At 42.2% G+C, this 22,695-nt stretch carries 15 protein-coding genes; 2 read left to right on the top strand and 13 right to left on the bottom strand.

Annotated elements, in window-relative coordinates:
* Positions 1-110: 110 nt before the first annotated feature.
* The 11 genes from G603_RS0113555 to G603_RS20420 all read right to left on the bottom strand — a co-directional run bounded on the left by G603_RS0113555 (position 111) and on the right by G603_RS20420 (position 15,709).
* Positions 111-1,937, bottom strand: a complete 1,827-nt coding sequence (locus G603_RS0113555) for a glycoside hydrolase family 2 protein (RefSeq protein WP_026670563.1) — start codon at positions 1,935-1,937, stop codon at positions 111-113.
* A gap of 173 nt (positions 1,938-2,110) precedes the next feature.
* Positions 2,111-3,070 carry an ArsR/SmtB family transcription factor gene (locus G603_RS0113550; RefSeq protein WP_026525182.1) on the bottom strand — a complete coding sequence of 320 codons (960 nt, stop codon included), beginning with the start codon at positions 3,068-3,070 and terminating at the stop codon, positions 2,111-2,113.
* 102 nt (positions 3,071-3,172) lie between these two features.
* Positions 3,173-4,594, bottom strand: a complete 1,422-nt coding sequence (locus G603_RS0113545) for a GGDEF domain-containing protein (protein ID WP_026670562.1) — start codon at positions 4,592-4,594, stop codon at positions 3,173-3,175.
* Between the two features lie 137 nt (positions 4,595-4,731).
* Positions 4,732-5,775: an NAD-dependent epimerase/dehydratase family protein gene (locus G603_RS0113540; protein WP_026670561.1), complete on the bottom strand. Its 1,044-nt coding sequence runs from the start codon at positions 5,773-5,775 to the stop codon at positions 4,732-4,734.
* Positions 5,776-5,866: 91 nt separating this feature from the next.
* On the bottom strand, positions 5,867-7,021 hold the full coding sequence (locus tag G603_RS0113535; protein ID WP_026525179.1) for an alginate O-acetyltransferase AlgX-related protein: 1,155 nt from the start codon (positions 7,019-7,021) through the stop codon (positions 5,867-5,869).
* A gap of 64 nt (positions 7,022-7,085) precedes the next feature.
* A complete protein-coding gene (locus tag G603_RS0113530; RefSeq protein ID WP_026525178.1) occupies positions 7,086-8,564 on the bottom strand; it encodes an MBOAT family O-acyltransferase in 1,479 nt (492 codons plus the stop codon).
* A 377-nt stretch (positions 8,565-8,941) separates the two neighbouring features.
* The gene (locus tag G603_RS0113525; protein WP_026525177.1) at positions 8,942-10,309 is read right to left on the bottom strand and encodes a hypothetical protein; all 1,368 of its coding nucleotides are present in this window, start codon (positions 10,307-10,309) and stop codon (positions 8,942-8,944) included.
* A 173-nt stretch (positions 10,310-10,482) separates the two neighbouring features.
* Positions 10,483-10,887, bottom strand: coding sequence for a hypothetical protein (locus G603_RS0113520; protein WP_026525176.1), 405 nt, complete (start codon positions 10,885-10,887; stop codon positions 10,483-10,485).
* A gap of 70 nt (positions 10,888-10,957) precedes the next feature.
* Positions 10,958-12,538 (bottom strand): Y-family DNA polymerase, encoded by a 1,581-nt coding sequence (locus tag G603_RS0113515; RefSeq protein ID WP_051197998.1) that lies wholly within the window; start codon positions 12,536-12,538, stop codon positions 10,958-10,960.
* A gap of 99 nt (positions 12,539-12,637) precedes the next feature.
* Positions 12,638-13,609 (bottom strand): hypothetical protein, encoded by a 972-nt coding sequence (locus G603_RS0113510; RefSeq protein WP_026525174.1) that lies wholly within the window; start codon positions 13,607-13,609, stop codon positions 12,638-12,640.
* A 150-nt stretch (positions 13,610-13,759) separates the two neighbouring features.
* Positions 13,760-15,709: a beta-L-arabinofuranosidase domain-containing protein gene (locus G603_RS20420; protein ID WP_051197997.1), complete on the bottom strand. Its 1,950-nt coding sequence runs from the start codon at positions 15,707-15,709 to the stop codon at positions 13,760-13,762.
* Between the two features lie 578 nt (positions 15,710-16,287).
* Here G603_RS20420 and G603_RS0113500 point away from each other — a divergent pair.
* Positions 16,288-17,184, top strand: a complete 897-nt coding sequence (locus G603_RS0113500; RefSeq protein ID WP_081669939.1) for a helix-turn-helix domain-containing protein — start codon at positions 16,288-16,290, stop codon at positions 17,182-17,184.
* Between the two features lie 465 nt (positions 17,185-17,649).
* On the opposite strand, the gene feoB is transcribed toward G603_RS0113500, so the two are convergent.
* Both feoB and G603_RS20415 read right to left on the bottom strand, forming a co-directional pair.
* Complete coding sequence (gene feoB, locus G603_RS0113495) at positions 17,650-19,977, bottom strand: ferrous iron transport protein B (protein ID WP_026670559.1); 2,328 nt, start codon at positions 19,975-19,977, stop codon at positions 17,650-17,652.
* A 29-nt stretch (positions 19,978-20,006) separates the two neighbouring features.
* The gene (locus tag G603_RS20415; RefSeq protein WP_051207881.1) at positions 20,007-21,719 is read right to left on the bottom strand and encodes a PP2C family protein-serine/threonine phosphatase; all 1,713 of its coding nucleotides are present in this window, start codon (positions 21,717-21,719) and stop codon (positions 20,007-20,009) included.
* Between the two features lie 124 nt (positions 21,720-21,843).
* Here G603_RS20415 and G603_RS0113485 point away from each other — a divergent pair, with 124 nt between their 5' ends.
* Positions 21,844-22,608 carry a hypothetical protein gene (locus G603_RS0113485; RefSeq protein ID WP_026670558.1) on the top strand — a complete coding sequence of 255 codons (765 nt, stop codon included), beginning with the start codon at positions 21,844-21,846 and terminating at the stop codon, positions 22,606-22,608.
* The last annotated feature ends 87 nt before the right edge of the window (positions 22,609-22,695 follow it).

Here is a 22,695-nt window from a genome sequence, read left to right as displayed (position 1 = left end):
ATTAAAATCGCTTCATAGTAGTCAATTGGTCATTTTTTGCGTTTTTATTTGGTTAAATTTGTGCGAATTACATAAAATCCAATTGCCAAAAAGCTTATATTCAAAAACAATTACAGTCCTATTCCCCTGTTGATCTCACGAATTTTATCAGGATTTACCTTAAACTTGCGGTCTATGGTCATAAGGCCGTTTACTTCCTGCTGCACATCGCTGACCTGTGTATAGCAGAAGCCCTTGATATAAGGGATGCTCATTATGGCATGAGTAATCTTCTTATAACGCTTAAGAAACGCCTCCTCATCGGAAACACAGTTACCATAGCCCCACTGGTCATCATCCTTAGATGAAAATGCGATTCCGCCGTACTCGCTGATGATCACAGGTTGACCCTTGTAGTCATAGCCCTCCACAATAGCCAGATTCGCTCTGTTATGGCAGTAGGTACCATTAAGTATCTCATCCTTGTAATCCACATATCTTTTCTTGAAAACATCACCGTCCTCTTCGTAATCGTGAAGAGTCAGAAGATCTGATACAGTGTGCTCCCATCCGTCGTTTACGATGACCGGTCTGGTATTATCTATACTCTTTGTCAGATTGTAGATAGCCTCTGTAAACTTCTTCTGTTTCTCATTTCTGGCGATCTGCGGAACTCCCCAGGACTCATTAAATGGAGTCCAGGTGATGATGCAGGGATGTGAATAGTTCTGCTTTACGATCTGAACCCATTCGTCAGTGAATTTGCGAACTGCCTCATCCGTAAACTCATAGCAGGCTGCCATCTCGCTCCATACAAGCATTCCCTTTACATCACAGTGATATAAAAAGCGCTCATCCTCAATTTTCATGTGCTTACGAAGACCGTTGAATCCAAGCTGGTGTATTTTGTCAATATCCTCTATAAGCGCATCCTCGCTGGGAGGTGTAAGGTGAGAATCTGCAAAATAGCCCTGATCAAGAATAAGCTTCTGATAAATCGGTCTGTTGTTAAGGAGCACTTCGCCGTTCTCTATGCTGACCTTGCGCATTCCAAAATATGAGCCGATTTTATCAACACACTCATCGCCTCGCCTGATTTCAAGAGTCATATCATAAAGATTGGGATCATAGGTATCCCAGAGCTTTAAGCCCCATTCTGTCAGTTCGTAGTCTCTAATATCAACCTTTAGCTCAGTCAGATTCTTATGGATATTCTCGCAGAATGTTTTTACTGTCTTGCCGTCAAAAGAAATCTCACCATATAAACTGAGGTCGGCTTTATCATTCGTGCCTTCCTTATCTGCAGGTGCGCCGCAGATTCCGGCATCGGCACAGCCCACAATTCCCTTTATTGCTGCTGTAATTTCCACAGCGCCTTCATCGATATCAGGTGTTATCTTCAACTCATCGAAGTGTACCTTGGGCACAGCCTCCATCCATACAGTCTTCCAAATACCTGTAGTCTGAACATACCAGCAGCCGAAATTGTTGTTTATCCAACGCTGTTTTCCCCTTGGCTGCGATATTGAGAAAGAGTCCGATACTCCTATAACAATTCGGTTTACGCCTGTTTTAAGCGCATTTGTCATGTCGTAGCTTGCTCTCTCATAAGCACCTTCATGACTGCCAATTAAACTTCCGTTTACCCAAACTTTAGTCAGGTAATCACTTCCCTCAAGATGCAGGATGTACTGCTTATCCTCTGCTTTTTCTAAAGTGATCTTTCTCTGGTACCAGACATGATCGTGCCTTGTCTCATCACAGATTCCGCTGAGTTTTGTCTCATAGGTAAAGGGCACCTGAATCACAAGATCCGAGTCAAAACCCGCATTCCAGCCCTTCTCTTCTCCTCTGTTTTCATCATCGAAAGCAAAATCCCAGCTTCCGTTCAAAAGTTCGAAATCATCGCGGACCATCTGCGGTCTCGGATAATCCTTAATGTAGCTTTTTGTTCCCATAAAGTTATTCCTCTCTCCACAAAATTATCTCAATATTATTATTGTCCCCTTAATATCAACCATTCAACATGATTATTGTTAAAAGGAGTGGTTTTTGAGGGATTTTAGGTGTTTGAATATTTTTTTTGTTCAATTAACGACCTATGGAAAGAGGACAACAAAAAAACGGAGCATTAAACTCCGTTTTTCCCGGAACCGGCGTACTGATAACCGATTCCCATTACTATTCCCTGGGCGTAATCTCCGAATTTCCTGCCAAAGATGTTGAATCCTCCCATATGTTTGGCATCTTCTTTGTTTCCAAATCTGACCTTGATCTTGTGGGAATCCATAAGTCTTAAGTCTTCCACTGTCACCTGACCGCATTTCTTGTTATTAACATAAGTTCCTTCCCTGGTGACCTCAAAGGTTACAAGCTCTCCGTACTGAGTTCTTCCATTAGGCCAGTAATCAGGATTGTTAAGGCCTTTTCTCTCACCGTAATCCCCTCCGCATAGCCAGGTAGCACACTCCTTATCGTTTATCCAGAGCGTTATGTCAGATTTCCATTCCGGATTAAAGCCCGGCGCCTCAGAACACATCTCTGCAGAAATATATATTCTGTGTACATCCGCCTTAAACGGCAATGAGAAAATCTGATTGGGGAAGGAATACTCAATATATCCCTGTCCTGACCAAAGAATCTGTGCATTTATGTGTTCCGGAAGATAAAAATTCTCTTCCCTGTCATCCATACTGATTATGCCGTTTTCATCGGCCAGTCCGCATGGTTCTGCAACGCTTACATTAGTATATGCTCCAACGGGCATCTCAATTTTCAAAACATCATCAACGTCCTTTTCAGGTTCCACAAGTCTGATATCGATTCTGTCTACATTTCTGGAGCATACCTTGATGCTGCCTCTTGTACCGGGAATCTGCTCTACACGCACCAGATCTGCCTCCTGAAGCGCTTTAATATGAGATGCGCAGCTGGATGCAGGAATCCCCAGTTCCCTTGCTATATCAGCTATACTCAAAACCTGCTTACTTATAATAGATAAAATCTGCGCCCTTATAGGCACAGAGAGCGCTCTGCCAACGGCAGTAAGTTCTTCAGGCTTCCCCAAATTTAAATGCATATTTTTAGCCACAGATTATACTTCCTCCCATCTTTTAGCATCATTTCAAAAATCAGCACCTCAAAAATTGAGGTGCCAATTAGATTATCATAATATTTTGCTGTTTAATTCAGGTTATCTTGTTGCATCCCGGCGCTTGTCAGGATGCTTTTCATAATAGGCTTCCTTATCGACGTACATCCGCTCGTCAGCCTTTCTTAGCGCTGTTCTTATTTCTGCTGAATTCTCCACGACAGCATATCCCATTGCGAAGGAAACGTCCTCATATTTTTCAGCTATGGTTCTGACCTCATCAATCTTAACTGCCAGATCGTTCTCAGTAACTCCCGGAGCTATAATGGTGAATTCATCGCCTCCTGCACGATATATATTATCCTCATCGAAGACTTCAGCCAGTACCGCAGCTGCATCCTTCAACATTTCATCACCTGCTACATGACCTTCATTATCATTAATGGCTTTAAGTCCGTTAAGATCTGCAAAAATGATGCCGACAGACTTATCAGAATACTCTGCAGTGCCATTGACATAACTGTCAACCATGTTATTCATCTCATTTCTGTTCTGTACACCGGTAAGCATATCCTTGGAGCTAAGGGTTTTAAGGCGTCCCAGCAGCAGATAATTGTATATCTCAGAACTCAGAATAAATGAAGCAGCCTCAAGGGCTTCTTTAAGACGCGGTGCCTCAGAAGATTCAAAATTGATCACCCACATATAACCAAGAAGCTCAAGTCTGTATTTCAGAGGGAAAAGAACAATGGTCTTTACTCCCGCTGCCACCAGGGACTCATACCAACCCGGATTGCGTTCTTTAACAACCTCCATTTCCTGCTGATCCTTAACTATAAGACAGTTACTGCCTGAAATTGTATCTTCCCATGTGGATGCAATCTCATAGAATCTATCACCAAAAGCTTCCTCTACTTCTCTGACTCCTAAGCTCTCATCAAAATCATCTCCAAGAACAGTGACTGTTTTTTCGACATGATCCATGGTAATCAGACAGCACCTGTCACCCTTACACAATGATCTTACAAAACCGACAATATCGCCTATCGTCTTTATAAAATTCGTTGTTCCACGGAGCATGATACAGGTCTCAAGTACGGCAGCTGCGATATCGCTGGATATATTGGACATTCTGGCAGCATCTGCTTCCTGATTGATTTCCATGGAATACGTACAATAGCAGATATTCCCATCATCAGGCCACAGCGGCATAAAAGTCATATTAAACCACACATCGAAACGATCCGGATGTACATAGGAATGCAGACACTTCTTCTCAACAGCAGATCTGTAGCAGAAATCCTCAAAATTCAGGTCCTTTGGCAGATATGTGGTGTACTCGCAGTTTGGAACAAACTTATCCGTAAGCATAGCAACCCCATCCATAGGGTGTTCTATGGAGTCAATATAAGCCTTATTGCCCGTGACAATACGTATAGTGCCGTGTCCTCCACCTTCAAGCTTTTCAACGGAAACTATACAGGTCATTGCGCTTATGCAGTCTGCCACATTCTGAAAATTCATAGCTGCAATCCGCCTTTCGTATGCAGAGTTACAACAAATATTGTGTCACATACAATTATAGCAAATCATTGATAATTTATTTCTTATGAACTTATTATTAATTTATGAATTAAGTATCAAAAAATCGCATTTCACCATTATTTGACAGATTTTGCTGCTATTACATCCTGCTTTGCCTTCTCCATTGCAGCTATAACGTTGTCACAAAATGCATCAAATTCAGGATCCTCCTGATATTTCTCGGGATGTGACAACACGTAATCAAGTGAAATACGAACACCCTTATGGAAAGGAATTGTAGTAGTCATGGTGGGTGCAAGCTTTTTAAGCTTACTGTTATCAAAAACTACAGATACAGCCTTATCTCCTATAAGACTTCCTGTGAAATCATAGCCGTATGCCTCTCCTGCAGCGCTCAAAAATTCTGATGAAACATGGCAGGCCTTAAGCTCTACTCCGAGGGCATCTGCGATTGTCTGATAAATCTGGTTCCAGGATAAAATCTCATCACCTGTAATCTGGAATGCTTCGCCAATTGCGTGTCTGTTACCCATAAGAGCTGTGTAACCCACTGCAAAATCTCTGTTGAAGGTCAATGCCCAAAGCGATGTTCCATCTCCCTGAATAATTACGGGTTTACCCTGCTGCATACGCTTAATTACCTGATAAAAGCCTTTATTTCCATGTACGCCAAGGGGCACATTTCTCTCATCATAAGTATGGCTTGGTCTTACGATTGTAACAGGGAAGCCCTCGCTGCGGTATTTTTCCATAAGGAATTCCTCGCAGGCTATCTTATTTCTGGAATACTCCCAGTAAGGATTGGCAAGAGTTGTTCCCTCAGTTATCACATAGCTTGCTGACGGCTTGTTATATGCGGATGCCGAGCTAATGAAAATATACTGAGCTGTCTTATCCTTAAATAATCTGTAATCACGCTCTGCAGCCTTTACATCAAAAGCGATAAAGTCGCTTACCACGTCGAATTTCATACCCTCAAGCTTTGAAAGTACGCTGTTTTCATCATTTATATCAGCTGTTATCTGATGAACGCTCTCAGGGACTTCATCTGCGCGGTTTCCTCTGTTTAATAAATAAACCTCCCACTGAGGATCCTCCGCAAGCTTTTTTACTATTCCCATACTGATTGTGCCTGTACCACCAATAAAAAGTGCTTTCATTAAAAAGTACCTCCTCTTTTATTCATCTAATATTTAATTCTAGACAAAAATAAGCCCTACCGCTGTTAATATTTCGCAATAGGGCTTATTATTATTTGTCATATGCTTTTCTCATGGCTTTTCCTGCTTTGTGGAGATGCTCATAGGATACATAACGCTCAACCATCTCATATATCACAATGTCAGGATCATAGTCTTCAATCCACTTGGGAAGCTTCTTGTTTATGTCATTCCATATAACCAGCGTATCTCCAAAGGATTCCGCAAAATCCTCCTTAAGATAATTAACGATAAAGCTGTTACAGATAATAAGGACTTTTGTGTCATTTCCCGCATTCTCATTGGTAAAATGGTATGTTCTGTAGCCGTCAAAGGCCTCATGCTCCTCGTCGTAATCCTCGTTCATGACTGCATGAGTCTCTTTTAGCTCGAATGCCTCGGACATATTGCTTCTCTTAACGCCGCCATAAAAGCTCATGCCCTGATCCGTCATGGTTATATTGAAATCATCATCTGTAAGGACCTTAAAGGGCTCATCCCTTCCCTCATTGATGACATTCATGGTCTCTGTATAGCCTATAAGCGCTCCTCTGGGAGTCCAGTGCACAGGATCGCCGTATTTACTGTAAACCTCGTAATTGGACTTTTCACTGATGAATTTATCCTTTAGTGGAATCACATTTACATCTGTGTTCTCTGCAAGAGATGTAAGCACCTGGTCCGTTCTTGAGATATCCCCGTATTGCAGCACACTGTCAGGAAAATACTCAGGGTAAATTGACTGCTTATCCCAGCACTGCATGTAATAAAACTCGGTGCCTCTCTTCTTAAGACCATCGGAAATGGATTTAAAATCAGCTGTTACTTCTGCTAATTCCTCATCAGAAAACAGGTTTGCATGCTGATAGGATTCCACCATATCGCTCTCAATGATGTTAAACTCGCCGTCGGGACCAAGTCTGTATCTGGTGCCGTCTTCCATTCTTCCGAATACGTGATATTGCAAAAGAGCATTGGCTGAAATAAGAAGATCGCGAAAGCCGATTCTGTCATCTAAATAACTCTCGATATCCACAGGAAGATTCTTATTTATGCTGCCATCCCTTACAATCTTTGGAAGTCCGGTAAGAGGCCTGTTCTCCTTCTCCGAAATGGCGTCCGGATCCCTGTTTATCGTAAGAACCGGAAGCAGCAGAATCAGCGCAACGCCGGCGATATATATTTTTTCAAAAATCTTTTTTTCCATATATTGTTACTCCGTGGGAGTTTTTAACGGTAAGCTCCTACATCTCTGAATTCTTTCGACTCTCTTAAAACTGGAAATAGATGAAAGGATTATAGGTTCCTGACATAACTCGCATGATAGAGAGAATCAGGATTCCGTAAACCACAACTATTTTTGCCACTTTACAAAGTGCCGGATTTAAGCTGTTCTCCACAGCTTTTCTAAGGCCCATGAAGCCTCCTGCTATGTCCAAAGCCGCAAGGATAAATACGAAAATAACCCAGTTGTTCAGATACCACATAATGGTAAAGCCCGGTGTTTGTGAGATTCCAACACCGAACATGGTTCCGATGTACTTAAGAGCAAGGCTGAAATTATCTGCCCTAAAGAGCACCCAGCCAAGATTTATAACAAAAAGTGCATAAATGTGGCCGAGAATCTTCAGTGCAAGGCCGGATGAACCGGCTGAAGATTTGCCTGTTGCTACGGCTCCATTACCAGCATTGCTGTTCTTGTCAGTGGGCTTTTTCCTAAAGCGTCTCTCAATGACCATGAACAGGCCATTCCAGATACCCCACAGCACAAAATGCCAGGAAGCTCCATGCCAAAGACCTGTAAGCAGGAACACTATACTGAGGTTCCTGTAAAGATGCCTTCTGTTTCCTCCAAGAGGGATATACACATAATCTCTGAACCAGGTGGACAGCGAAATGTGCCACCTTCTCCAGAACTCCGTAATACTCTTTGAAATATAGGGTCTGTTGAAGTTCTCAATAAAATGAAAACCAAAAATTCTTCCGATTCCTATCGCCATATCACTGTAGCCTGAGAAATCATAGAAAATCTGTAGTGAATAGGCTATACTTCCAATCCATGCAATTGCAACAGTGTTGTTGGTAACGCCTGCGTTCCAGACACTGTCCACAACCTCCGCCATTGTATTGGCGATGATGGCCTTTTTTCCAAGACCTATCACAAATCTGGTGATTCCCTTGGTAAAATCATCGATGGTGTGTTTTCTGTCATTGATCTCATTTGCGATATCGATGTAACGAACGATGGGACCGGCGATAAGCTGCGGGAAAAGCACCACGTAGAGCGCAACCTTAAGAGGATTCTTCTGAACCGGCACATCACCTCTGTAGACATCGATAACATAGCTCATTCCCTGGAAGGTAAAGAATGAAATACCTATGGGAAGCACGATGTTTTTAAGCTCTAAATTCAAATGAGCCAGGTCGTTTACGGTCTGTATCATGAAATCCAGATATTTGAAGTAAAAAAGAAGGAGCAGATTTACCGTAACTGCCACAAACAGGATAAATCCCGTGGGAATATGTCTGTTCTTTTTTTCTTTAGAATAAGCGATTATATAGGCCGATAAGTAATTGACGATGATACTGACAATGATGATCCACAAGTACCCGGGCTGAGACCAGCCAAAAAACACCAGACTCATTAGAAGCAGCCAGGTGTTTCTGTATGTAGGATTATTTATTATGAAATATCCGATGATGGTCACCGGAAGAAAGCAGAACAAAAATACTGTTGAGCTGAAAACCATTATTAAAATTCCATTTCTACCATATTAGTGTGTAAAACACATTTCCTATTTTAATACGGTTACGTTATTTAGCGCAATATGGACCCCGTCCCCATGGTCCATTAAATAAAAACAGTCCGGAAATGGCGAACCGGACTGTTTTTAACACTATTATATGGGAGGAATTAAAAAAGGAGTTTTATCTCGTTACTTCCGTTATTGGTTTACTACTCTTTAGTATGTTTCGTTTGGTTCAACCTCTGAGAGCTCGGGCCCTCTCGGGAAGTGCTAATACAGAAACCGGAGTCTTGTCGCGTTCCCTGTATTTTTATCTTTCTGATAATATTATCGGATAATTTGTTATTTACTTTAGGTTATATGATTAAAAAAATCATTTTTTACAGAGAAATGGTATTGAGAGGATCTTTTCCTCTAAAATATCGATTTCTGTTCCCTAAAACATCATCCATAAGCTTAAGCTTTTTCCTGTCATCACTGTTAAGCGTCTTCTTAGCAGGATCAAGTTCTTTTTCCTTACTTGAATACTTGTACGCCTTGTAAGCTCTGGCTGTCTCTTTTAAGTGCTCAACTGCTTCGTCGTACTGTTTCTGTTCACGAGCCAGCTTTGCCGGGTCATAATTTCTTTTCTTTGAATGCTTGTTAATATCCCATGCTAAATCATGGCAAATGACCATAGCGTGTACAAACTCGTTGTACTGCCTTGAATCGCGGAAAAATCCACGGCTCATGTTAGCAGTAGCAACCATGGCCTGCAAATAAGAAACGGTATCCCCATTTACAGGATATGTCTTTTTCAGACAGCCGGGAGTCTCACTACCTAAGATAGGCTGGTAATGCAATCCCTTCGACTTATTCTGACGTTTATTTCCTCCATTAACGGATTCTTCAATGTTGATCAGGTTAATGCTTTTAACAGCTTTATCTTCCTTGATAATTACAGATTCATTATCAATAATTCTGCTTTCTTTGCTTCCGGCGTTGATAATGTCATTTATAATGCCATTATGGTTTCCTTTAACGATGACATCACCTTTATATTTAGAAGTCATTGGCATAGGAGTGTCCATTACAGGAATGATGTCGGGATCGTCGACCATCTGTTTGTTTAATGGTTTTTCTATGCCGGAAACCTGCTTTTGCTGAGCCATCACTTCTTTCTGAAGGTCATTTGCACTTACCTTCTTTACATTATCCTTTTTGGCTTTAGCAAAAGGATTCTCGCCTATGTCGTCAGGCTTCTTCGCTTCAGAGTTTTCATTGCCGGTAGGTGTGTTTACATATTTCTCTTCATCTTCATTCTGCTTCTCATAATTTGAAAAGATACTAAAATCATTATCATTCTGATCTTTGACCTGGTTTTCCTTTGCCTCATCTTCGATATCATAGAGCTCAGGTTTTTTGTTTACAAAACGGAGATGCTCAAGATCATACTTAGCTTTTTCCTCAGCTTCCTTTGCTCTGCGAATTTCCTCTTCGCGCTGTCTTTGCTCTTCCCTGTATTTCTCCAGGACCTCTTCTACATCTTCATCGATGTATACTTCTCCAAGCTCGGGCTCTCTGATATTAAACATATCGCCGAACACATTATTATTTTGATTCTCATCAGGATTATGTTCAGGATCATTCTGATCGTCATTTAAATAAGGATTATCTATTATTTCCTTCTCCTGATTCTCGGAGCTTTCAATAATATTATCTCCTGAAGGAGTATTATCATTTGTATAAATTTTATCTTTTCCAGCCATTTGTTGTTCCCCCTTTTGAAACAATTAATAATTTTAGTCACATCGCTTGATCTGATGCTGATTACATCATATCAATCTTACTGTCACTGTTTTATCACACAATGTCCAACAAATGTCCGTAGCCGCATTTCTCAGTTTTATCGCTCCTACTTATTGTAGGAATCCATCCCGCTTTATACCGTGATCAGGTCGTAAATATCATGTATGAAAATCTCGGTTTTATCTGCCAGGACCAGACTTTTTTTGTATGAATCTATCTTCCTTATGGTAACTTCCTTTGTCACATATTCTCCTCCGGATTTATAGAGATCCGGAACAAAATATGTGACAAGCATTTTCACAGGACCATCTTTGATATGTGCGGCAACTTCTGAAATCTTCTCATCAAGCTCCCGTATTCGCTCCTCAGTCAGATCGATTTTTTCTGTAGTAAGGCGCCCGGTCTCTTCCACTGCATCATCATAGCCCGTAAGGGCGGCAAAGGGCATGAACTGTGCAGCCCTGTTTTCAAGAGCCATGGGTCTGTGATTTCTCGATATTGGTCTTTCCATATTTATTATGTCGTCGTATTTTCCCATTTCCCTATCCTGTCTTTGTTGCCGCTTCGCTATATTACAACCGGGCCTTAAATTCCAAGATTAGCAGTACTCAGGCCTTATGACCTCCTATCTGCCTTCCTCTGTCAAGTCCTGTTGCCCCTTCCTGCATTGAGGTTCCCTTTACTATAGCGTTATTTCCAAATCGCTTTTTTATCTCAAGAGCAGCCTCCTGAAGGGCTCTTTCCTTCTCATTCAGAACCTTTTCCTGCTGCTTTTTCTCTTCCTTTTGGTTTATATCTTCAAATAACGAAAGCTGTTCAAATGCTTCGCTTTCTATCTTTACTGCATCCGCTTCATCAATCACGTGGGCAGCTACTATATTCACGCGCCGGATAAGCAGATCCGGGTCTACTTTTTCATCAAAAATCGAAAGTGCCGCATCTATGATATGACTGCCAAGGCAGGTAAATTCTTCAAGACTCCGGCTTCCGTGGGCATGCTCCGGGACTGCTCTTCCATAGTAATCCTTTTTGATATTACCTTTGAATTTACGGGCAATTTCAGGATTATCAAGACTCTCCCTGTCATAGCCAATTGAAAGCACCACCTGATCCGTTACCTTATGTTCACCAAGAAGCTGCAAAGCCAGTGCATCAGCCATCTCTCTGACAATTATCCTTGCTTTGTCATAGGTGTAAGGGCAATGAAGGACCTGTCCCTGGCTAAGGCTGTTGTTTTCAGGCTTGTAGGCCTTTATCATCTCCATGGTGCAGGGCTCATATCCCCAGGCATGATCTATCAAAAGCTCTGCATTTATCCCAAAGGTCTTGTATAATAGCTCTTCATTATAAAAATCCCTGGCGCCACCGATACTGCATCTTGCTATATCTCCCATGGTCTCAAGACCAAGGGCTGAGAGTTTTTTCACATATCCTCTCCCGACACGCCAAAAATCCGTAAGGGGTTTGTGTTCCCATAGCTTTTCTCTGTAGCTCATCTCATCCAGCTCTGCTATACGTACGCCCTTTTCATCTGCTTCTACATGCTTGGCTACTATATCCATGGCTACCTTGCACAGATAAAGGTTGGTTCCGATGCCTGCAGTAGCTGTAATTCCCGTGTTTTTCCTAATCTCCTCTATCATGGTTGATGCCAGCTCCCTGGGGGTCATGTTGTAGATTCCAAGGTAGTTCGTCACATCCATGAAAACCTCGTCGATGGAGTAAACGTGGATATCCTCAGGTGCGATATATTTAAGGTAGCACTTGTAAATTCTGGTGCTGAGCTCCATGTATCTGGCCATTCTGGGTGTCGCTGCAATGTATCCGATTTTGAGTGATGGATTTTTGGAAAGCTCCTCGTCATCATAGGATTCACCTGTAAAAACACCGCCCGGTGCCTTTCTAAGTCTATCTCTGTTTACTTCTTTTAGCTTTTGTTCCACCTCAAAAAGCCTTGCTCTCCCCGGTATTCCCCATTTTTTCAGGGACGGCGATACAGCAAGGCATATTGTCTTTTCGGTCCTGCTTTTGTCTGCAACCACAAGGTTCGTGGTCAGCGGATCCCGGCTTATATCCATGCACTCGACAGATGCATAGAAGGACTTTAAATCTATTGCCACATAAGCTCTTTGTTTCACTGTTTTTTCCTCATGAATATTATAGTAAAGTAGCAAAGTAAGGGCAAACATTATGCAGCCTGGAAAATATTTATGACATAAAAATCCCCTAAGCAGATTTTCATATCTACTTAGGGGATTTATCACATCAGCATTTGGTATTTATAAATATTATTCAAATGAAAGTGAATCAATGATTGCTGAGAGATTGTCAGATACAGCCATATCCATCTCATCATCTCCTGCTACATGCTGTGTAAACTCGAATATAAGGTATCCACCCATATACTCTCTTACAAAAGCAGAAGCATAGAGGCCGGGGCCTGTCTGTCCGGGAACAGCATCTACATAGAAGCCTTCAACATCCTCTGTTCCGGGGAATACGCAATCTGAAACCATTGCCTGATCGCCATAGGAAGCAGCTAGATCCTCTGCAGCTGTCTTTGCATCCTTATCAACGTCGTATGTAGCAGTAATCATGCATGTTCCTGCGCAGTCACCTGTGTAAACGAATGTTGTTACAGGGCCACCCTGGTTAACTGTGATGCATGAAGGATTGTAATGTACGCTCCATCCGTTTGCATCTCTGTATACATTATCTCCACCGGTCATAGAACTCAGATAATTAACAGCACTGAAATTCTCGGGATCAGCATCTGCAACAGGCTCGAATACCAGCTCACGCTCAGGAACATCCTCGAAGCAGCCATAGATCATTCCGTTCTCAACACCTGTGATTACGAGAACATCCTTGGATTCCTCTGCGCCGCCGAAGGAAAACTCTACCTGTCCGTCAGTCTGTGTAATATCAAAGGGAACGCCCATGTCGTCGTTCTCACCGTCTGCTGTGTAACCATATGAATCATCACTGAAAACATAGAAATAGGTCTTAGGCGGATTCTCAGCATCCTTAGAGTAGTTCACATATACGCCCTTAGAAAAATAAGGTGCTGCAGGAATGTCTGTAACAGCCTCTTCTCCGGAAGCAAGAGGAACCTCTTCATCTGCTACTGTTTCTTCTACGATCTGATCTTCCTCAGTAGCATCAGCAGCTGTACTATTACCGCATCCTGCCATTGCAGCCATTGCCATCATTGTTGCCAGAGTAACTATAATACCGTTTTTAAATGTGATCTTTTTCATTGATTTTCTCTCCCTCACAAAAGAAATTTTAAATTTACATTTTGAATTATAATTTCCATTGTCCAACAAATGTCTAACACGGCTGGTTTTTGCCTATTTTAAGCCATTCTTCGTTATATAAATGGGAGATTTTTCAATAATTTTTCCGTTTTAAACCCTGAATTTCCAATAAATTCCATAGCTTTCCTTGTACTGATTATAGTGAGTTGTGAAAACAAGATTCCTATTTGTTCCTGTCAGGTCAAACTCCATCTCGCCATCACGTTTAACAAGATGATCACTGATATTGGTGATAAAATCATCCACACTCTTTTCGCTCTCTATGACAATCTCATCAGAATCTACCGCCTTCTCACAGGCAACACTCACTGCAACTCCATGGGATTTAGTCAGCATTTTTGCTGTGCCAAGTCTAGCAGAAAGCACGTAAGGTCCGTACATAAATGCGTAGGTATCCTTGCCATCCTGCAGGTTGTGACAGGTAATTTCCATAGGTAATTTAAGTACTATCTCACAGCCGCCTGAAAGCTCATCCTCGGGAACAATAATGAATCCGTCCTTTTCTTTTGCCTCATACTTACTGCCTTTTAATGTAACGGTCATCTCTCCCTTAAGCCATGTGGGAATAACAAGATACAGATCCTTAGTAAAGCTCTTGCCTTCTGCAGGAGTTACAATGATTTTTACCTCATCGGAAGATACAAAATCGCAGTCCATAGCTACCAAATAACACTCAGTTTTAAGCTCAGCTGCCATATAAAGAGCAATAACGAGTTTTTCCTTATCCTCGAAAAATACGCCGTCCTGGAGCTTTGTAAAATTCTCATAGCCGGTTCCTGTGCAGCACCAGAAATTACCGTCCAGGTTATTGAATACCTTCTGATAACCCGTAGCCATTGCCTGAAAATAAGTGGTAAAGCCGGTCTCATGATTCTGAGAAGGCATTATGGCATTTACAAAGGTTCTGTCTGCATAATCAAGATATTTCTTTTTACCTGTCTGCTCATAGAGGCGTCTTGCGAACTTAAGCATATTGTGGGTATTGCATGTCTCGTTATTTACATTGGTTCTCTCTGCATCAAGGACATTGTCCTCACCAAAATGCTCATTTTCACTGTTTCCGCCTGTCACATAGGTATGTTTGCCAATCACAATGTCAAAAAAGGCTTCGGCATAATCAAGATATCTGGTCTCCTCATGGAAGGACTCATATCTTGCAAGTGCTCCGATAAACTTAGGGATTGTGGTATTGGCATGAACGTTATTAAAAATGTTCTCTTTCCCTGACAAAACCTTCTCAAAAAGCTCTGTATCATCAAAGCGATGAGCAGCCCTCGCAAATCTTTCAAATTCAGGATGGAACAACTCACTTCCGCTCTCCTTCAGATCGCGGTTTATCTGATAAAGCTCATAGAGACAGTCATTCATTCCGCCATACTCTATGCCTAGCACGGTCCTGTTTACCTCTTCTGACCAGCTCTCTGTCCTCTTTGAAATCCAGATTCCAAGGTCGTTTGCAATCTCCAGCGCAAGAGGATCCCCTGCAATCTTAAAGGATGCATTTAAGCCGGTTAAAATCTTGTGCATTGTATACCACGGCACCCATGCCTGTGTGAAAAGCTCCTGAAGTCCATGCTCTACGTTGTCAAACTGCAAGAAGGGATTGTCTCTGAATTCCTTTGATGGGAATGATGCGCCAAACAAAAAGCCTTCGCCCTCTGTGCCTTTTACAAGCTCCTGACACTGCTTAAGAGCCACCAAAATATATGTGAGTCTGTCTGATACATCCTTTTTCTCTGAATCAGAAAGCACGGGATTAACCACAGCCTGAGCCAAAGCCGTAACATAATGTCCAAGAGTATGTCCTCCGATAAGTCCATCCTCCCACATTCCGCCGTAGCGCTTTTTTCCTTTCATAAGTGCTATACAGCCATCATCATCCAATCCCTTAATAAGTCCTGCTGTCTCGCGAAATCCCGCAAGAAGCCTGTCCGGATCCAGCAAAAGCAGATTCTTTACTTCAAGATGAAATGCTTCATCCAAATATTTGTCGTTCACACTAACGTCTGCAAGTTTTGATGCGTAGTACATTTTTTCCATAAAAAATCTCCTATAATTCTGATTTATTTTATTTTATTCTCTCTTTTTACAAAAGTGTTCCTAAAATATTTATAACGCGCCATTTTGCACAACATATATAAGAAAAGCTCTTACGTCAAATTTATATACCTATTTCTCCCGTAACTTCTCCGCTCGGTATATAAATTGAAAATGATAATTTGACTTATATACTTTTTCGATAAGCATTTCCTGTAACACTCACCCCTGGTACTTATAAAGCACAGAAAAAAGTATATAAAAGTGCATCATATTTCTATCCTTATATACCTGTCTCGCTCAGTCGCTTACAAAAAGATATATAATTTCTATGTATATTTCTATCTTATATACCTGTCTCCAAGTATTCGTTTTTACAACAACACAAATGTAAAATGGGATATTTTATTTTGTTTTAGATTATCATTTTGGGAATTCGATTAGAATGGTACAAGGATAGAAAATGTGTCATTTTGGATTGTATTGAAAATTGGCTCATATACCGCTTATAATGATACTTATTGTATTATTTGGTGTTATTTTTGCTATATTTGTGTCATTTTTCTATATAAGGTGTCAATATGTCCAATAAAAAATCATTTAAACCGGAAAATAAACTAATGGTTTTCCCCAAGGAACAACTTTTTCGTTATCTAAGATCAGGGAAATTTCAGGCTCTCTCTGACAACTGGAAACACGAGGTATTGCCTCTTGAATTTGATTATGAGCTGATAGTGGTCACAGAAGGAACTCTGTACCTTAGATATATGGATGAAGATTTCACGGTTATGACCGGAGAATATCTGATCCTTCCGCCCAGTGATTCCGTGCGCAAGGGACTAAAAAAAGCCTATTGTTCCTTTTATTGGTTGCATTTCACTGTTGATTTGGGGCATATTCCAGCAAGAATCCGCCCAGGTGAGCAGATCACCTATGAAAGAGCAGGCTGCTTCATGATTCCTCAGACCGCTGCTGTTCCCAGTCCCCAAAGGATGATAGTGAAAATGAAACAGCTTCAGGATATGGAGAGGAACAATTACCCCGATATCTCACTAAATGCCGAGATAACCGCCCTTATTACAGAACTTTACGGACAGCTATCCATAGAACTTCCCACGGATACTGACTCCATCGGCAACAAACAAATCTATTCAGATATCACAGACTATATTAGACGAAATATCTCCAAGAACTTAAAGACCACAGATATTGCAGACGCCTTTGGCTACAGCCCAAAGTACCTTTCGCACCTTTTCAGTGAGGTAAGAGGCATCTCCCTCAAACAATTTATAACATCTACAAAAATAGAAACTGCCAGCTTTTACCTGACTGACAGTGACAGAACCATTACAGAAATAGCCTCAGAAGTGGGCTTTTCCGACATGCACAACTTCTCCCGTACCTTCAAGCGCGTTACAGGATTAACACCAAGCGCATACCGAAATACCTACTCCAAGAGGCTACTATATCATATTTAAATTAGAAACTCCCATGCCGGTATGATGTAGAAGCCTGGGCCCCAGCGGATGTGTAGCACGAAAAGCTCCGACTGTGGATAGAATGGTCGGATAGGCTTTTTCATTCCTCTGACGAAATTCCCAAATCCTGCGCCGGATATATGTGTGATTTTGCAACATGTTTGAGGACATTTCCGAAAGATAGCACAGCCCCTTGCAGTCATTTCAAGTCTCGTTATCTTCGCGAGATTATTCAGCTATAGAGACTTGAAATGACTACATGGGGCTTTTTGCTATCTTTCGGAAATGTACGAGTTTTGCAAAAATCACACATGTTTATATCCGGCGCAGGATTTGGGAATGCTTTGAGTCACGGAATGAAAAAGCCTGTCTGACCATTTGTACCACAGCCGGAGCTTTTCGGAATAATCCGCTGGGGCCCAGGCTTCTTATATTCATACCGGCATGGGAGTTTCCGAATTTACATCATGCAACCAGCTTCACGATGAAGGCGGCGATCCAGGCTATGATGCACTGCCATACTACGACGCTGATGGAGTACTTGGAGCCCAGTTCTCTGCGGATGGATGCAATGGCTGCAACGCAGGGTGTGTAGAGAAGGGAGAATACCAACAAAGTAGCGGCTGCGGTGGTGCTGAGGGCAGCTTCCACGCCGTCCTCGAAGAGGACTCCCATAGTGGTGATAACGCTCTCCTTGGCGATAAAGCCGCTGATAAGAGAGGTTACTACTCTCCAGTCTCCCAGCCCAAGGGGCACAAAGATCGGAACAAGAACACCTGCTATTTTTGCCATAATACTGCTTGATGAATCAGTTATGTAGTTAAGGTGCAGATCAAAGCTCTGCAGGAACCACACTGCAATTGTTGCAAGGAAAATGATACTGAAGGCTCTGGTTATAAAGTCCTTGGCCTTTTCCCACAGGAGCTGAAGTACATTTCTTGCTCCCGGCATACGATAGTTGGGCAGCTCCATAACAAAGGGAACCGCTTCGCCCTTAAACAGCGTATTTTTATATATGAGCGCAACAAGAATACCCACCAATATTCCAAGGAAATAGAGACCGGTGATGATAAAACCTCCCCTTCCCGGGAAAAATGCACTTACAAAAAATGCATAAATAGGCAGCTTTGCGGTACAGCTCATAAAAGGTGTCAGCAGTATGGTCATCCTTCTATCTCGCCTTGAAGGAAGTGTCCTTGTGGCCATAACAGCCGGCACTGTACATCCAAAGCCGATCAGCAAAGGTACGATACTTCTGCCGGACAGACCGATACGTCTTAATAGCTTATCCATGAAAAACGCAACTCTTGCGATATATCCGCTATCTTCCATAAGCGACAGGAAAAAGAACAGCGTAACTACTATAGGAAGGAAGCTCAGCACGCTTCCCACACCTTCAAAAATACCCTTTGTTACAAGTGACTTTATGGCCTCATTTACGCCTGCCAAGGTCATCCAGGCATCAACCTTATCCTGCAATGCTTCAACGCCCATAGCGATTAAATCCTGCAAAAATGGACCTACTACATTGAAGGTCAGATAGAATACCAGAGTCATGATAATGACAAAGCAGGGAATAGCCGTCCATTTTCCGGTACAAATCATATCTATTTTCTCGGAACGGATTCTTTCCTTACTCTCACCGGGCTTAACCACAGTCTGCTCACAGACACGCTCGATAAAATCGTAGCGCATATCCGCAATAGCTGCGCTTCTGTCCATTCCACCTTCTTTTTCCATCTGAACGATGGTGTGCTCTATCATCTCAAGCTCATTTTCATCAAGAGCAAGCTGTTTATAAATAAGAGAATCCCCTTCTATTGCCTTGGTTGTGGCAAATCTGATGGGAAGTCCCGCTCTCTCGGCGTGGTCTTCGATTATATTTTCAACAGTATGAATGGCACGGTGAATTGCTCCGCCGTGGTCTGTTTTCTGGCAAAAATCCTGCTTAACAGGTCTTTCCTGATACTCTGCGATATGAACGGCGTGCCTTATAAGCTCGGCAACACCTTCGTTTTTGGCTGCGGAAATGGGTACAACCGGCACTCCAAGAAGCTCTTCCATCTTGTTAATATCGATGGAGCCGTTATTGCCCTTGACCTCATCCATCATGTTAAGCGCAACAACCATGGGAATATTCATCTCCAGAAGCTGCATGGTCAGATACAGGTTTCTCTCTATGTTCATGGCATCAACGATATTGATAATCGCCTTTGGATGCTCTGATAGTACAAAATTCCTTGATACAATCTCCTCGCTGCTGTAGGGAGACATGGAATAAATTCCGGGAAGATCAGTCACCATAGTATTAGGGTGGTCTTTTATCGGTCCATCCTTTCTGTCCACTGTAACACCGGGAAAATTACCCACATGTTGGTTTGATCCTGTCAGCTGATTAAAAAGTGTGGTTTTTCCGCAGTTCTGATTACCCACTAGGGCAAAAGTCAAAACAGTTCCCTCGGGAAGCTTTTCTCCTTCACCGGGTGCATGGTATCTGCCATCTTCACCAAGTCCCGGGTGCTCGGAATTCTCAATTTTGGTTATTCTCTCGTGTTTATTGGTTCTCTCTGAAATAATCTCTATCTCAATCTTTTCAGCATCAGCAAGACGCAGGGTAAGCTCATAACCGTGAATCTGAAGCTCCATGGGATCTCCCATAGGTGCAAACTTAATAACTGTGACCTCTGCACCGGGAATCACACCCATATCCAGGAAGTGCTGCCTCAGTGCGCCGCTTCCTCCCACGCTTTTTATAACTGCCGACTGTCCGATCGGTAATGACTTTAAATTCATCTTATCTCCTACAAAAATATATTTTTATGCTATTTTCCGCGATATTCCACGCATAGCATGGTCAGATCATCAAACTGCTCTGCTCCGCCCACGAACTTGTCTACGTCGGCTCGAACATTCTGAAGGATCTTAAAGGGTGTTGCTTCAGGCTCTATATTGAGTGCTTCAACCATACGCTTTGTTCCGTACATCTCATTTTCAGAGTTTGTTGCCTCCGGAACTCCGTCTGTATACAGGAAAATCTTATCTCCCGGCGAAACCGTAAGCTCATACTCCTTGTACTTAGAGCCATCCATGCCGCCTATAACAAAACCGTGCTTATCCTTGAAAAGCTCGAATTTGCCGCCTGCTCTCATGATTGCCGGATATTCATGACCGGCGTTTGCGCAGGTCATTTTGCCTGTAGAAACCTCAAGTATTCCAAGCCAGGAAGTCACAAACATTCCAAGCTTATTATTGGAACACAGGGCCTCGTTGGTTTTTTCCATGATCTCTGCAGCAGATCTTCCAAGCATTGCACAGCTCTGCATGATAATCTTGGATACCATCATGAAAAGAGCAGCAGGAATGCCCTTGCCCGCAACATCAGCTATCAGTATACACAGATGATCGTCATCAATAAAGAAATAATCGTAAAAATCACCGCCCACCTCTCTTGCAGGATCCATTATGGCAAAAATATCCATCTCATGCCGATCCGGGAAAGGCGGAAAGGTGTTGGGCAGCATTGAAGCCTGAATCTTGGTGGCCAAGGCAAGCTCCGTACCTATTCGCTCTTTTTCAGCCGTGATCTTGGTAAGGTTCTCCTCGTATTCGTCAAGCTCCTTCTCCATCTGGATCATGGTCTTACTAAGATCCTCAATTTCATCACCTGTATGGATATCCAGTGCTGAAAAAAGCTCCCTATTTGTATTGCCTTCATGCCTGCTTTTTACATAGTTCCTGGATGCCTTCTCAATCTGTTTGATAGGTTCAACCAGTTTTACCTTGATACGTTTGGTCTGAATCCATGCCAGCAAAATGGTAACCACTATCACCACAAGGATGAGCCTTATTGAAAACTCCGCCATTCCGGTAACAATTTCTTTTATTGAAATATCTACCAGAACGAATGAACATATATTGCCATCAGCATCCTCAATCGGTACCGCAACAGAGCATAATAAACCATATTTTTCGGTAAACTCAAAATCAGTAAGTACCTCATCGCCATCAGTTCCAAGGAATCTCATCATTCCCTTATGGTTTACCGGCTCCCAATCTCCCGGTAAAAGGCGATCCTCCGGGACTTCATCTGCATCAACCAGGTAAATAATCCTGCTGCTTTCGCTATCGTACATAGCCACATAAACATCATATATGTCATGATAACTGCCAATATCGCCAAGCATATCCGTCAAAGAATAATAGGTACTTCCCTTACCCATATCTACATCCGCAAAAAAATCTCTGTAGGCCCGGGTACCCACCAGCATCTTCTGATCTTCAGTAAGACTATGATAGATATCCATAACCTGCTTAGAATAGCCTACCACATCCGTGGTATGTATAATGGACATTCTGGTCTGTTTAGCTGTTCCGTCCGCAACCCTGATATACTGTTTTGTCAGCGACACGGCATAAAAAGACAGCGAAACAAGTAGCGATATGATTCCGACGATTACAGATGTTTTCAAAATGGAAAACTTGGTTTTCTCTGATATAGTTCTTCTTTTGCCTGATTTAGCCTGATTATTACTCATTAAAGATAGTTTCTCCCCGTCCCAAAAAACTCTCTATTCTCTCTTATCTTAACGATTATTTAGTCAAAATATGATAAGATAAAAAAAGAATACTATTTCTTATAATACAACATCCGGTGAGAATATGTACACAAATGCCAAGAAACATATTTTATCCAACTCCATAATGATGGTTGCTATTATAAAAGTCTTAGCCGCTCTGTGCGAAGCAGGACTTCGCTTTATCCTGCAAAAACAGAGCTCTTTAAGCCCTGATATGCTGGATACCGTCCTTTGGAGATCACAGCTTTTCATTTCCGCTGCCCAGATAATTCTTGCTACCCTTGTATTCTTTTTTGCCTGGAAAAAACTCGACTACTACATCAGCCTTATTCCTGCCGAAGACAGAAAAGAAATGGGTCTTCTTCAAAAAGAATTCATAGGCGACAAGATTGCATCCCTGTCCGGTTCCTCAGTGAGCAGGCTTCTTCAGCTCTGGACTGTTATTTTCGTGGGCTCTGAATTAATCTATGTGTTTACCTCCATCATGTACAGACGTTTCATAAGTATTCTGATGACTGCCCTATCCGGCAGCGATGGTCTTTCAGACGGTACCTTTGTAATGCTTTACAATATGACTCACGGCTTTAAATATATAGAAATGCTCTGCGCCATTTTGCTGGGTGTCGTTATGACCGGTATTTTCTTAAGTGATCCTTATTTAAGGATTGCATCTTTGGTTATTCTGGTTTTGTTTATGCTGGCCTTCGGAGTTTTTCAGATGCAGACGGTGAGCCTTATGGGGCGCTCTGTGGGCATCGTTTGGACATCACTCATCTATCACGCCACTGAGACCATAGGCCTTTTCCTACTGTCTCTGTACCTGTCCCGCAAATACCGCGGCTTGTAAATCCTAAAGAACAAAGAGTCGCTCGCGACTCTTTGCGCGCTGGTGCGCGCAAGCTTTAGCTTGCAAAATTCATCTGCGCACCAGTCG

It is taken from the genome of Butyrivibrio sp. AE3006, assembly GCF_000424165.1.
In the GTDB taxonomy this organism is placed as follows: domain Bacteria; phylum Bacillota; class Clostridia; order Lachnospirales; family Lachnospiraceae; genus Butyrivibrio.
Note: the sequence above shows the minus strand (reverse complement) of the source record. Positions and strands in the feature narration are given on the sequence as shown.